Origin of the sequence: Pseudoalteromonas sp. MMG013 (assembly GCF_018100885.1) — a bacterium.
GTDB lineage: Bacteria > Pseudomonadota > Gammaproteobacteria > Enterobacterales > Alteromonadaceae > Pseudoalteromonas > Pseudoalteromonas aurantia.
The window spans coordinates 48,041-60,749 of the sequence record NZ_JAGJEE010000005.1; the positions used below are offsets into that span (position 1 = coordinate 48,041).

The 12,709-nt window shown below is 41.6% G+C and carries 15 protein-coding genes; 3 read left to right on the forward strand and 12 right to left on the reverse strand.

Translation table 11 applies throughout. The features are described 5' to 3' along the window. On the forward strand, window positions 1–828 hold the full coding sequence (locus tag J8L98_RS06855; RefSeq protein ID WP_210995835.1) for a carbon-nitrogen hydrolase family protein: 828 nt from the start codon (window positions 1–3) through the stop codon (window positions 826–828). Beyond that, on the forward strand, window positions 821–2,260 hold the full coding sequence (gene tldD / locus J8L98_RS06860; protein WP_210995836.1) for a metalloprotease TldD: 1,440 nt from the start codon (window positions 821–823) through the stop codon (window positions 2,258–2,260). The genes J8L98_RS06855 and tldD overlap by 8 nt, the downstream gene beginning before the upstream one ends. Before the next feature lie 64 nt (window positions 2,261–2,324). On the opposite strand, the gene yjgA is transcribed toward tldD, so the two are convergent. Next, window positions 2,325–2,846 (reverse strand): ribosome biogenesis factor YjgA, encoded by a 522-nt coding sequence (gene yjgA, locus J8L98_RS06865; RefSeq protein WP_192506307.1) that lies wholly within the window; start codon window positions 2,844–2,846, stop codon window positions 2,325–2,327. Between the two features lie 133 nt (window positions 2,847–2,979). Between yjgA and pmbA the strand changes: the two genes are divergently transcribed. Beyond that, window positions 2,980–4,329: a metalloprotease PmbA gene (gene pmbA, locus J8L98_RS06870; protein WP_210995837.1), complete on the forward strand. Its 1,350-nt coding sequence runs from the start codon at window positions 2,980–2,982 to the stop codon at window positions 4,327–4,329. 51 nt (window positions 4,330–4,380) lie between these two features. Here the strand turns inward: pmbA and mgtE are convergent, their stop codons facing one another. From mgtE to J8L98_RS06925, 11 genes are all read right to left on the reverse strand, one after another. Continuing rightward, window positions 4,381–5,739, reverse strand: a complete 1,359-nt coding sequence (gene mgtE / locus J8L98_RS06875) for a magnesium transporter (protein WP_192506309.1) — start codon at window positions 5,737–5,739, stop codon at window positions 4,381–4,383. A gap of 181 nt (window positions 5,740–5,920) precedes the next feature. After that, entirely contained in the window at window positions 5,921–6,193 is a 273-nt protein-coding gene (locus tag J8L98_RS06880) for an HPr family phosphocarrier protein (protein WP_210995987.1), read from the reverse strand. 4 nt (window positions 6,194–6,197) lie between these two features. After that, window positions 6,198–7,043 (reverse strand): RNase adapter RapZ, encoded by an 846-nt coding sequence (rapZ, locus tag J8L98_RS06885; protein ID WP_192506310.1) that lies wholly within the window; start codon window positions 7,041–7,043, stop codon window positions 6,198–6,200. A 16-nt stretch (window positions 7,044–7,059) separates the two neighbouring features. Beyond that, window positions 7,060–7,512 (reverse strand): PTS sugar transporter subunit IIA, encoded by a 453-nt coding sequence (locus J8L98_RS06890; RefSeq protein WP_192506311.1) that lies wholly within the window; start codon window positions 7,510–7,512, stop codon window positions 7,060–7,062. 2 nt (window positions 7,513–7,514) lie between these two features. Further along, window positions 7,515–7,802 (reverse strand): ribosome hibernation promoting factor, encoded by a 288-nt coding sequence (gene hpf / locus J8L98_RS06895; protein WP_010361359.1) that lies wholly within the window; start codon window positions 7,800–7,802, stop codon window positions 7,515–7,517. Window positions 7,803–7,830: 28 nt separating this feature from the next. Beyond that, window positions 7,831–9,333, reverse strand: a complete 1,503-nt coding sequence (locus tag J8L98_RS06900; RefSeq protein ID WP_192506312.1) for an RNA polymerase factor sigma-54 — start codon at window positions 9,331–9,333, stop codon at window positions 7,831–7,833. 56 nt (window positions 9,334–9,389) lie between these two features. Next, a complete protein-coding gene (gene lptB, locus J8L98_RS06905; protein ID WP_192506313.1) occupies window positions 9,390–10,115 on the reverse strand; it encodes an LPS export ABC transporter ATP-binding protein in 726 nt (241 codons plus the stop codon). 3 nt (window positions 10,116–10,118) lie between these two features. After that, window positions 10,119–10,643: a lipopolysaccharide transport periplasmic protein LptA gene (gene lptA, locus J8L98_RS06910; RefSeq protein WP_210995838.1), complete on the reverse strand. Its 525-nt coding sequence runs from the start codon at window positions 10,641–10,643 to the stop codon at window positions 10,119–10,121. Next, window positions 10,633–11,187 carry an LPS export ABC transporter periplasmic protein LptC gene (lptC, locus tag J8L98_RS06915; protein WP_192506315.1) on the reverse strand — a complete coding sequence of 185 codons (555 nt, stop codon included), beginning with the start codon at window positions 11,185–11,187 and terminating at the stop codon, window positions 10,633–10,635. The genes lptA and lptC overlap by 11 nt, the downstream gene beginning before the upstream one ends. Next, window positions 11,184–11,735 (reverse strand): 3-deoxy-manno-octulosonate-8-phosphatase KdsC, encoded by a 552-nt coding sequence (gene kdsC / locus J8L98_RS06920; RefSeq protein WP_210995839.1) that lies wholly within the window; start codon window positions 11,733–11,735, stop codon window positions 11,184–11,186. Before kdsC ends, lptC begins: the two co-directional genes overlap by 4 nt. Further along, entirely contained in the window at window positions 11,735–12,706 is a 972-nt protein-coding gene (locus J8L98_RS06925) for a KpsF/GutQ family sugar-phosphate isomerase (RefSeq protein WP_210995840.1), read from the reverse strand. The genes kdsC and J8L98_RS06925 overlap by 1 nt, the downstream gene beginning before the upstream one ends. Between the last annotated feature and the right edge of the window lie 3 nt (window positions 12,707–12,709).

Sequence of the window (12,709 nt, forward strand, 5' to 3'; positions counted from 1 at the left end):
ATGCGAACGGTTCCGCAAGTTGTGGCAATACAAATGTGCTCGGGTGTCGATCCCGAAGTGAATTTTGCTTATCTATCAAAGCAATTAGAATTACTCGAAATATCTTCTCCAACATTGGTGTGTTTGCCTGAAAGTTGGCTGGCATTTAGTCATACAAGCAGTGATACTTTGGCATTGAGTCAGTCTAATTGGCAATGGATTGAAAAACTTAAATTGCTTTGCCAACATCACGGAATTTGGCTTGCAGCTGGCACAATCGCGTTACCTTATAAAGATGGACAGTATTATGCTGCAAGTATATTGCTGAACGACAAGGGAAATATTGTAGCCCAGTACAATAAAATACATTTATTTGATGTAGACGTTGATGATGGTTCGACAGGGTATAGAGAATCAACACACACAGTGGCAGGTCGAGATGTTGTTGTGGTTGATAGCCCGTTTGGAAAAATAGGTTTAAGTGTATGTTATGATGTGCGCTTTGCTGGTCTTTACCATACGATGGTGGAGCAAGGAGCGCAGCTTTTATTGGTCCCAAGTGCATTCACCGTGGTAACAGGAGTTGCGCATTGGCAACCATTATTACAAGCTCGTGCAATTGAAACTCAGTGTTATGTTATTGCTGCTGCGCAAACAGGGGTACACGAAAATGGCCGCAAAACCTTCGGACATAGCCTAATATTATCACCATGGGGTACGGTACTTGCCGATGCAGGAAAAGCACCTAAAGTGATCCAATCTGATATTGATTTGGTAGAACTCATGCAAATCAGAACTAAAATGCCAGTATTGGCACATAATCGATTTAAGAGTGAATTTTATGAATAATGTTGAACAACATTTGTTAGCTGATAGTCAATTGACCAGAGAGCAGCTTGAACAAACGCTAAATTACATTCACCAACATCAAGTGGATTATGCAGACTTATATTTTCAATCGAGTTATAACGAAACTTGGGTCTTAGAAGATGGCATCGTTAAAGACGGTAGCTATAACATTGAGAGGGGCGTAGGAGTTAGGGCATTATCAGGAGAGAAAACGGGTTTCTCATATTCAGATGCGATTAACTTTGATGCTTTAAGTAAAGCTGCGATGGCCGCGCGCAGCATTGCACAATCGGGTGAATCTAAAAAAATTCAGGTATTTAGCGATATAGCGGTAAAGCAGCAATTTGCAGCTGTACAGCCAATCACTAAGATGGCGGATGCTGATAAAGTTGCACTGTTACGTGAAATTGAAGCACATATTAGAGACATAGCCCCTGATGCCCAGCAAGTTGTTAGTTCAATTTCAGCGGTATATGAAGAAGTACTTATAGCAGCGAGTGATGGAACTTTTGCAACCGACATTCGTCCATTAATTCGACTTAATTGTTCTGTATTACTGGAAAAAAATGGTCGTCGAGAACGTGGTGGTGCCGGTGGTGGAGCTCGATTAGACTACGGTTATTTTAAAGAGTTAGTGGACGGGAAGCCACGTTGGCTAGAGTATGCAGAAGAAGCGGTGCGTATGGCGCGTGTTAACTTGGAGGCTGTAGATGCCCCAGCAGGAGCTATGCCAGTGGTATTGGGTGCTGGCTGGCCAGGAGTATTATTACATGAAGCCGTTGGGCATGGCTTAGAGGGCGACTTTAACCGAAAAGAGGCATCTGCATTTAGTGGCAAAGTAGGTCAACAGGTGGCTTCAGAACTGTGTACTGTTGTAGATGATGGTACCCTCGCAGACCGTCGAGGATCTTTAAATGTGGACGATGAGGGAACGCCTGCTGCATATAATGTTTTAATTGAAAAAGGTATCTTAAAGGGATACATGCAAGATAAGCTGAATGCACGTTTAATGGGCGTTGCGCCAACGGGCAACGGACGCAGGGAGTCTTATGCACATTTGCCAATGCCAAGAATGACCAACACGTATATGTTACCTGGTGAGGATACGCCAGCAGATATAATTAGTAGTGTTAAAAAGGGAATCTTTGCGTCTAATTTTGGCGGCGGGCAAGTTGATATTACATCTGGTAAATTTGTATTTTCTGCCTCTGAAGCGTATTTGATTGAGAATGGAAAAATAACGCGACCGATTAAAGGTGCAACCTTGATAGGTAATGGACCTGATGTGATGCACAAAGTTTCAATGGTTGGTAATGATTTACAACTCGATAGAGGTGTTGGGGTGTGTGGTAAAGATGGTCAAAGTGTACCCGTGGGGGTTGGCCAGCCAAGTTTAAAAATTGATGAAATTACGGTGGGTGGAACGGCGTAATTTAGTTTGATATTGAGCATAAAAAACCAGCATCGGCTGGTTTTTTTATGCTTAAAGATACGAACTAAGGCATCATGGTTTCTTTTAAGTATTGGAATAGTTCTTTAAATCCTTTTGCTGGCTTTTCAGCATCGGACTCTTTTTTGGCCTGACGAACGAGTTGGCGCATTTTTTGGCGTTCTAAACTGGGGAATTCGACGAGTAGCTCGTTAATTTTTGAGTCACCTTGTTGGATTAACTCATCTCTAACAAGTTCAATCTTATTGAGAAGCACATCTGCTTGATTATTTTTATTCAGCATTAAATCAATCGCAGCTTCTATTTCTGCGATGTTTTCAGTCGTTCTTAGCGTTTTAGTGATGTAGTTCATATGCCTACGATAAGCTTCACTTTTCGCTCTAATCTTATCAGCGACAACCATTGCCTGCAGCAAGTCTTCTGTTAGGGGAAGTTTATCACGTTGCTTTTTTGCCATGCTGGCTAAGTCGAGAGCAAGTTGCTGATACTGTTGGGCATCACGTTTCAGTTCACTTTTGGAAACGTAAATAATTTCTTCTTCAATTTCGGGTTTCTTTTTCTTAGCCATGGTTCAAACTAGTCGGAATCTATTTGTGCTAAGTATACCAATTATAAGTTGGAAAAGCTTTGCTTGAATGGGGCGATAATCGTGATGTGTGTTAGCATTAATATAAAGCAATAACTTATCAGAGAAAATGCCCATGAGCAAAACCCAACAAGATCCCATTTATCAACAAATTGATGACGTAAAGCAGGCTGTGTCAGAAGCCCTTACACATGCGAAAAAGTTAGGTGCGACGGCTGCTGAAGCTGCAATGTCAAGTACCTCCGGTTTATCAGTAAGTACTCGCATGGGCGAAGTTGATACGATTGAGTTTAATCAAGATGGAGGCTTGGGGATAAGTGTTTATGTTGGTAATCATAAAGGGAGTGCATCAACTGCCGATTTGAGCCCCAAAGCATTGCGTTCAGTGGTAGAAAAAGCGGTTGATATTGCCAAGTTCACCTCAGACGACCCTTGCAATGGTGTGGCAGACAAAGCGTTATTAGAAATGTCACCACCAGATCTAGATTTGTATCACCCGTGGGATGTATCGCCAGAAGAAGGTATTGAGTTTTGCTTAGACGCTGAAAAAGCAGCGTTAGAATTTGATAAGCGCATAGTCAATTCTGATGGTGCAAGTTTTGCTAGCCATCAAGGTTTACGAGTTTATGGTAACAGTCATGGGTTGGTGGCAGGTTTTCCTCGTACTCGTCACACATTAAGTACGATGGTTATCGGACAAGATGGTGAGCAGATGCAGCGGGATTCTGCATATACAATTTCTCGAGAGAAAAGTGGATTAAAAGTGGCAGAATCAGTGGGTATTGAAGCTGCTGAATCTACGCTTGCTAAATTAAATAGCCGAAAAATAAAAACGATGAAAACGCCTGTCGTATTTCGCGCTGACATTGCTAATAGCTTATTTGGGCACTTAGTGTCAGCCATTGGCGGTGGCGCTTTATACCGAAAATCAACCTTCTTGCTCGACAGTTTGCATACTCAGATCTTTAATTCGTGTGTTTCAATTAAGGAACGCCCCCATTTATTAAAAGGGTTAGCATCAAGCCCTTTTGATAGCGAAGGGGTGATAACTCAAGATCGCGATATTATTCATGGTGGTGAATTGCAGACCTATTTAATGGCTAGCTACGCGGCTCGTAAGTTAGGCATGACGGCGACAGGACATGCGGGGGGGATCCATAATTGGTTAGTACAACGGACACATGATGACTTATGTGCTGTCTTAAAAACAATGGGTACAGGTTTATTGGTAACTGAATTAATGGGTCAAGGAGTTAACACGGTGACTGGTGATTATTCTCGTGGAGCAGCTGGTTTTTGGGTTGAAAATGGTCAAATTCAATACCCCGTAAGTGAAATCACCATCGCTGGTAATCTAAAAGATATGTTTAAAGGTGTTCAAGCTATAGGAGGCGATGTTGAAGTGCGAGGGAGTGTGCAAACAGGCTCAGTGCTTATTGAATCGATGCAAGTGGCAGGGGAGTAAGCCAGTTGGGCAAGGTTTAAAGGCCGGTTGAGTGCCTTTAAACCTTGAGCTTTAAGTTAAAAACCAAGTCGCCGTGCCTAGAAAAGCAAATATACCGACAATATCAGTTACGGTTGTAAGTACTACGCTCCCCGCTAAAGCAGGGTCTATTTTCATTCTTTTAAGAATTATTGGGATACTCGCACCAGCGATACCAGCGGCAAGTAAGTTCATAAACATCGCAAAGGCGATAACAGCACCGAGTGTGAAATCCCATTTCCACAGCGCAACAACACCAGCTATCAATAATGACCAAAGTAAACCATTTAAAGCGCCAATGGCTAACTCTTTTCCGAGAATAAATCGTTGATTAGTTTGATTAATATGGCCAAGTGCAATCCCTCGAATAACAAGTGTTAGAGTTTGGCTACCAGCCACTCCACCCATGCTAGGAACTATCCCGTTTAGGACTGCAAGAACGGGTAAAATATCGAGTGTATTCTCGAAAAAGCTTGCAACAAAAGCAGCTAGAAGCGCGGTTAATAGGTTGATCCCTAACCAAATCGAACGGCGGCGACTACTTTGTAAAACAGGCGCAAAGGTGTCTTCTTCGTCATCTAAACCCGCCATACTGAGGAGACTATGTTCTGCATCCTCTCGAATAACATCGACGATGTCATCAATTGTAATTCGCCCTAGTAGGTGGTTATTATCATCGACAACAGCTGCAGAAATCCAATTATGGCGCTCAAATAGTTGTGCGACTTCGGTTTCATCCATTGAAATAGGGATCGATTCTTTATCTTCGTCCATGAGGTCATGAACCAGTTTATCCGGCGGGTTGGTTAACAGTGTACTCAATGGCATAGCACCGATAAAGCAGTTGTCTTTATCTACTACATATAAATCATCAGTGCCGTCTGGTAGCTCGCCTTTCAACCGCAAGTAGCGTAATACAACATCTAATGACACATCAGCTCGGATTGTGACTGTATCGCTGTTCATCAGTGCGCCAGCAGAGCGCTCTTGATACGATAGCGCTTGAGTGGCACGTTCACGATCCTGTGTGTCCATACTACCGACAACGTCGAGGTAGATGGTATCAGGTAAGCCCCGTAGTACTTCTCCTAAGTCATCATCACCCATATCTTCCGTAGCGGCGGCAATAAGCTCAGGGTCCATTTTTGCGATAATGCCAAGACGCACATCTTCAGACAGTTCTTCCAGTACGTCACCTTGTATATCAGGGTCGACCAGCTTCCAAAGCTGGGTACGGACTTTGTGCGGTGAAGATTCAAGTAATAGGGCCGTATCACATGGAGCTGTTTCTGCTAAAATTCGCCTGACTTGAACAAATTGTCCACTATTAAGCGCAAGCGTGACTTGCTGGAGTTGTTGTAGCGTATAATCTTGTTCAAGCGCTTCAGGCATAGGCGTCCTAATGATGTTGTTTTGTTAGTATCTTTACGCGTACCCAGGTGATTTTATACTATATAATAAGAAATTGAGTGATGCAGAGGTACGCAGCCTTTGGCTTGAGAGTTTAACGTACTTTAGAGTGTGTTGCCATGTGAGAAAGAGGTAATAATATTAACTTCTTGTGCTTGGAAAGTTATTCTTGCTCGTGAAATTTTTGTTCTATCAAGGTGCCAATCGCGTTTAAGGCAGATTGAGCATCAGGCCCTTCGCACTTGATCCTTACGTATTTTCCTTGGCTACTTTCTAACAAAAGTAATGCCAAAACACTGTCGCCAGCAGCTTCTTTGTCATCTTGGTATAAGGTAATTTTTGCGTCGAACTTGATGGCCAGTTGTGCCAGTACTGTTGCGGCTCTGGCATGCAGACCACACTTATTCTGAATTAAGAAAGTACCCTCATAATACATTGTATTAATTGTTTTGCTCACGATGACGGATCTGAACATTTGGATGAGATCGTTGAAAACTCTCCCCAATTGTTTGCGCTAAATACACAGAGCGATGTTGCCCGCCTGTACAGCCGATAGCGATGGTAAGATAGCTGCGGTTATTACGTTCAAGATGGGGTAACCACGTTTGTACAAAGGTTTGAATTTGCCAAGTGAATTTTTGTACGATGCTATGCCCAGCTAAATACTCTTGAACGGGTTGATCTAAGCCCGTTAGTGGTTTTAGTTCTGGTTCCCAATGAGGGTTAGGCAGGAAGCGTGCATCAAACACATAATCAGCATCTTTTGGCATGCCGTGTTTAAAGCCAAAAGATAAAAAGGTAATAATTAGTTGTTTATCTTTTTTACCTAAAATCCGCTCACGGATAGATTCAGCTAACTGGTGGACACTGAGGTCGGTTGTATCAATAAATACATCGGCACTGGTGATCAGTACATCCAATAGCTGCTTTTCTTCTTTAATGGCTAGATCTAACGGTAAGTTATTTATAGAGAGTGGGTGTAGCCTGCGAGTTTCAGAAAAGCGTTTGATCAATGTTTGATCATCACTGTCCAAGTAAAATAATATCGGATTAGCAAACCCTGGTAAATACTCAAGAATATCGTTGAACTCTTGCTGTTGTTTTGGCAAGTTACGCACATCAATACTGACTGCAATTTTGTCATAGCTCTCAGACACGCTTCTAACCAAAGACGGAAGTAAATTGACAGGAATATTGTCAACACAATAGTAGCCTAAATCTTCTAACACTCTTAATGCAACGGACTTCCCAGAACCAGAGCGACCACTAATAATGATTAATTCCACAATTATCCCCTATTTACTAATCTTGAGCCTTAATAATACTATAGAGCTCGGTATCATTGCTGGCATGTCTCAATTGCTTACAGAACTCTTTATCTTTTAAGCTTTCAGCAATTGCAGCGAGTGTTTTCAGATGCTGTTGATTATCACCTTCAGGTACAATGAGTGCAACAAAAATATCGACTGGACGATTGTCTATGGCATCGAATGGAACTGATTTTTTACTAACTAATATCATCGCAAAAACTTGTTCGATACCTTGCATTCTGCCATGTGGAATAGCGATGCCTTTACCAATTCCAGTACTGCCTAGCTTCTCTCGTGACATGAGCGCAGATAAAACATCATGCTGTTCTAGGTGGGGTAACTGTTCATGTGTAAGTTCGCTAACGTATTCGAGAATACGTTTTTTGCTATTAAAAAGGACCGCAGCTTTACTGCAGTCCTTGTTGATTATTGAGCTAAGTTTCATGGTTAATGTCGAGTAAGCTTTTCTTTGTGTTTGATTACTTGTCTGTCTAGCTTGTCAACCAAACCATCAATAGCAGCATACATATCTTGATGCTCGGTAGAGGCAAATACTTCTGCTCCGCTTAAGTGTAAGGTCGCTTCGGCTTTTTGTACGAGTTTTTCAACATCTAAAATCACATGCACATTATTGATATGATCAAAGTGCCTTTCTAGCTTCGCAAACTTGGTGTTGACATAGTCTCTTAGTGATTCAGTTACTTCTACGTGACGACCAGTTAAATTTAGTTGCATAAGCATTTTCCTTCTTTGGTATTACGTCTTATATCAAGCTTTTACGCTGATTCGACGGTGGAATGGCTAACGACTCCCGATATTTTGCTATCGTACGTCGGGCCACTTTGATTCCTTGCTCTGCCAATATATCCGCAATTTTGCTATCACTTAATGGCTTAGCAGTATTTTCGGCGGCAATGAGCTTTTTGATCAATGCTCTAATCGCTGTGGAAGAGCATTCACCTCCGTTTTCGGTACTCACATGGCTCGAGAAGAAATATTTCAACTCAAAAATGCCCCTAGGTGTGTGCATATATTTTTGTGTTGTGACACGTGAAATAGTGGATTCATGCATCTCTACCATTTCAGCCACATCATTTAGCACCATAGGTTTCATTGCTTCAGGGCCATGTTCAAAGAATGCCTGTTGTTGCTGCACAATGCAATTAGTTACTTTCATTAACGTATCATTGCGGCTTTCTAAGCTTTTAATAAACCATTTAGCTTCTTGTAAATGCGAGCGAATAAATTGACTATCAGTGCTTGATTTCATTGAGCGAGACATCGCCGCATAGTGATCATTGACTCTAATTTTCGGCATTGAATCAGGGTTTAATTCAACTAACCATCGGCCTTTCACTTTTTTCACAGAGACATCTGGTATGACATATTCAGACTCTTCACGGATGATACTGGCCGCAGGTTTTGGATTTAAGCTGTGTATTAGAGTCATGACTTCTTTTAAATCGGACTCTTTCAGCTTAGTCTTTTTCATTAGCGTTCGATAGTCTCGACTTGCAAGTAAGTCGATATGTTCGGTGAGCACATGTTTAGTATGTTCCAGCCAAGGTGTACTTTTATCAAACTGATTAAGCTGGATACATAAACATTCTTGCAAGCTACGAGCAGCAATGCCGACGGGGTCAAATAATTGAATGCGTTTCAGGACAGCCTCAATTTCATCAAGTTCAATGGCATCTTCTGAACTCTCGTCATTAAGGCTTTCTAAGATTTCATCGGTCGATAAGGTTAATAAACCACCATCATCCACGGCTTCCACAATGGCGACAGCGATCCCTCTATCAGTATCACTAAACGGGGTCAGTTCTAGTTGCCACATTAAGTATTCATGGAGCGATTCGGTGGTTGCGCCTTGGTACATGTTTTCGTCTTCAGGCATAGGGCCGCTGCTTGTTGCTGGTGCAGCACTCATGTATTCATCCCATGTGACATCCATCGCAAGTTCTTCGCTAACAGTGTCTTTACTCATAGCCGCGTCTGCATCAAGCTCATAGTCACTGACTGGAGCTTCTTCAATACTGTCTGAATTAGATTCTTCTTTCGAGAGCTCTTTATGTTCTTTTTCTATATTTTCGTTGTCGTTTTCATGCTCTGATTCTTCAACTTCCAGTAATGGGTTGCTGTCCAAGGCTTCTTGGATTTCTTGTTGGAGATCTAGCGTGCTCAATTGCAACAAGCGGATAGCCTGTTGTAATTGGGGTGTCATGGTTAATTGCTGACCCATGCGCAGCTGTAACGATTGCCTCATGTATCTCTAACAATCCTTTCTATTAATCAATTATTAAAATTACCTAGATACTATAACTATAGCCTGAATTGTTCACCTAGGTAGACATCTCGAACAGTTTGATCGGCAAGCACGTGTTCTGGAGTACCTGATGCAATTAATTCACCATGTGAAACTATGTATGCTTTTTCGCACACATCAAGTGTTTCTCGTACATTATGATCTGTGATCAGAACACCTATACCGCGTTTTTTTAAATGTTCGATAATTTTCTTTATATCTAACACCGAAATTGGGTCAACACCAGCAAAAGGCTCATCTAACAGGATAAATTTTGGGTTTGCGGCTAAAGCGCGAGCAATTTCGACTCTTCGACGTTCACCTCCTGACAATGCCATACCTTGACTTGTACGTATATGTTGGATGTTGAATTCATCTAATAATTCATTAAGAATTTGCTCTCGATCAGGTTTACTCAGTTCATTACGAGTTTCTAAAATAGCCATTAAGTTCTGGTAAACGGTTAACTTTCGAAAGATGGAAGATTCTTGCGGTAAATAACCGATGCCTAGCCTTGCTCGACTGTGCATCGGTAACAGGGTGATATCGTGGTCATCAATTGTTACGGTACCGTTATCGCTTGGCACTAATCCAACAATCATATAAAAACTGGTCGTTTTACCTGCCCCGTTGGGGCCTAGCAAGCCAACAATACTGCCTGCCTCGACGGCAAGGCTGACATTTTTTACGACTTGTCGTCCTTTGTAGCTTTTAGCCAAAGCGGTTGCAGTCAAAGTACTCATTTATTATTTGCCTTGTTCTTTATTCGATTTTTTTTCTGGGACAAGAATAGTGTGTACTCGGCCAGTATTTTCATTACCTTTTTCAGCATTTATTAATTGTTTATCCATATCGTAAATTATGGATTGTGCTTTTATGATTTGGCCTGCTTGGTTAATTTCTGCATCACCTTTGATTGTCAGCTTTTTATTCGCTACATCATATCGAACCTCACTCGCCGTGGCACTTAATACGGTGCCATCAGCTTGTGTCTCGGTAAAACGCGCTGGATTACCTGTAGCGACAAGCAGTTGTTTATTTTCTCCTAATTCAGCCCGTCTATGCACTTCTAGGCGATCAGCGTTAATTTGTCTATTACCATGTATAATTTCAACATTTTGTTCAAAAATACCAATGTTGGTTTTTAATTGTGCGGTTTGCTTGCCTGCTTTAATTGATACTTGTGATGCAAAGTCATTATTGTTGGCCGCAAGCGCGCTGCTGAATGTAAGCCCAATAAAGGCTACGGTGACTATTAATCTATTGGTCATAATATATGGTTCTAGTATGGTTAATTAGCTCTATAACATCGGTATTTAAATCGGCGTGCAGACCTTTACCTGTGATGAGTAAGTCTGGACCTGTGATTTCTACCGGTTGCTCCGATTGCATTAGTTTATTGATAATTTCAACTCGAATATGGTCCGCGTTGATATGTGTAATCATGGCTTTATCTGTTAGATTTTGCGCCACAACATTACCTTCCAAAATGAGTATGTTATTTTCGTATAATGTGGCTTCAGTTGCTGTGATTTTCCAGTTTTTAGGCCCGTTATATAAAGTAAAAATAGGTGCTTCAAAATGGCTAAAGCCAAGCTCTTGATATAATTCCATTTTATCCGCAGTTACTGTATGGCTACGAATACCCGTTTCATCATAAATTGTTTGTTGTAATTGTGTTGCTATATAATCTGGCTTAGCAATGACATCACTGGTACCGTTTTCTGATGAGGGGGGGTGGGTGAAGTAAGGGTACCACAACCATCCCATAATCATTGAAAAGATAATCAATAATGCAATTCGATTTATGGTCATGTGCTTGTTCCAGTGGTACCTAACGAGTGACCTTGTGCTAGCATAATCAAATCGGTTAATTCACGTACAGCACCAAACCCTCCAGGTAACATGGTTGTATAATGCGCAACGCGCTTTATAAGAGGGTGGGCATCGTTAACTGCAACTGAAAAGCCCACTAATTGCATGACGGGCAAATCAGGGCCATCATCTCCGATATAAGCGATGTCTTCATCTTGTAAATCTAATGCTTGCTTTAGTGTGTCATATGCCTGCAGTTTATTTTCTTGGCCTTGATAAATATGCTGTACGTTTAAGCTAGTCATTCTTTGCTGAACAATCTGTGAATGCCGGCCAGTAATAACGGCAACTTGCACGCCACTATTGATTAGAGCTTTGATGCCAAACCCATCTTTTGTATTAAATGCTTTTAATTCTTCACCGTTGTTGCCAAGGTAAATCCGACCGTCAGAAAAAACGCCATCAATATCACATATCAGTAGCTTAATATTAGCAGCCTTGCTGTACGCAACATCACTGATAGGTTGATATAAGTCTGAGAATTGCATTATAAAACTCCTGCTCGTAGTAAATCTTGCGTATTTAAAGCACCGACCGGGTAGTGGTTATCATCTATGACAATTAAACCATTAATTCGTTTCGTTTCCATTATATTCAATGCTTCAGCTGCAAGAATATTTGCAGGTACGGTTGCACAGCTTTTAGTCATTACCTCGCTAATGAGTGCGTTATGTAAATCAATTCTTTGTTCAATGATTCGCCTTAAATCCCCATCTGTAAAAATACCACATAAGCGAGATTCAGAGTTAATTACGGCTGTCATTCCTAATCCTTTGGCTGACATCTCGAAAAGCGCAGCTTTTACCGTGTCTTGAACAGTCACTACGGGTACTTCGGCGCCTTTGTGCATGATGTCATCGATGGTCAGTAATAGTCTTTTCCCTAATGCACCACCAGGGTGAGAAAGTGCAAAATCATCGGCTGTAAAGCCTCTAGCCTCTAGCAAAGCGACGGCGAGTGCATCACCCATTACCAATGTTGCTGTTGTACTAGCTGTTGGAGCAAGTCCTAATGGGCAGGCTTCTTTCGATACGGCAATACATAAATGTACATCGGCTAACTTAGCAATGGTTGAGTGCGAATTACCGGTCATCGCGATCGTTTTTGCGCCAATGCGCTTAATCACAGGTATGATACTCAATATTTCGCTCGTTTCACCTGAATTAGAGATCAGCAGGACAACATCTTCTTTGGTGATCATGCCTAAATCACCATGACTGGCTTCTCCAGGGTGAACAAAAAAAGCGGGGGTACCAGTACTGGCAAATGTGGCTGCAATCTTATTCCCAATGTGACCTGATTTTCCCATGCCAATGACTATCGTTCTACCGATACAATTAAAGATAGTTTCACAGCCAGCTTCAAAGCTCTCATCGATATACTGCGTGATTTCATCTATAGCTTGGCGCTCAATTTTGATCACTTGTCGTGCAGTCTTAGAAAAATTTATTTGGCTCATCAG

What these genes read in the sequence shown, in the direction of transcription:
- tldD (WP_210995836.1), top strand. Translation starts at nt 821, where the DNA reads ATGAATAATGTTGAACAACATTTGTTAGCTGATAGTCAATTGACCAGA.
- kdsC (WP_210995839.1), bottom strand. Translation starts at nt 11,735, where the DNA reads ATGCAATTCTCAGACTTATATCAACCTATCAGTGATGTTGCGTACAGC.
- lptA (WP_210995838.1), bottom strand. Translation starts at nt 10,643, where the DNA reads ATGACCAATAGATTAATAGTCACCGTAGCCTTTATTGGGCTTACATTC.
- J8L98_RS06900 (WP_192506312.1), bottom strand. Translation starts at nt 9,333, where the DNA reads ATGAGGCAATCGTTACAGCTGCGCATGGGTCAGCAATTAACCATGACA.
- pmbA (WP_210995837.1), top strand. Translation starts at nt 2,980, where the DNA reads ATGAGCAAAACCCAACAAGATCCCATTTATCAACAAATTGATGACGTA.
- lptB (WP_192506313.1), bottom strand. Translation starts at nt 10,115, where the DNA reads ATGAGTACTTTGACTGCAACCGCTTTGGCTAAAAGCTACAAAGGACGA.
- J8L98_RS06880 (WP_210995987.1), bottom strand. Translation starts at nt 6,193, where the DNA reads ATGTATTATGAGGGTACTTTCTTAATTCAGAATAAGTGTGGTCTGCAT.
- mgtE (WP_192506309.1), bottom strand. Translation starts at nt 5,739, where the DNA reads ATGCCTGAAGCGCTTGAACAAGATTATACGCTACAACAACTCCAGCAA.
- lptC (WP_192506315.1), bottom strand. Translation starts at nt 11,187, where the DNA reads ATGACCATAAATCGAATTGCATTATTGATTATCTTTTCAATGATTATG.
- J8L98_RS06855 (WP_210995835.1), top strand. Translation starts at nt 1, where the DNA reads ATGCGAACGGTTCCGCAAGTTGTGGCAATACAAATGTGCTCGGGTGTC.
- J8L98_RS06925 (WP_210995840.1), bottom strand. Translation starts at nt 12,706, where the DNA reads ATGAGCCAAATAAATTTTTCTAAGACTGCACGACAAGTGATCAAAATT.
- yjgA (WP_192506307.1), bottom strand. Translation starts at nt 2,846, where the DNA reads ATGGCTAAGAAAAAGAAACCCGAAATTGAAGAAGAAATTATTTACGTT.
- J8L98_RS06890 (WP_192506311.1), bottom strand. Translation starts at nt 7,512, where the DNA reads ATGAAACTTAGCTCAATAATCAACAAGGACTGCAGTAAAGCTGCGGTC.
- hpf (WP_010361359.1), bottom strand. Translation starts at nt 7,802, where the DNA reads ATGCAACTAAATTTAACTGGTCGTCACGTAGAAGTAACTGAATCACTA.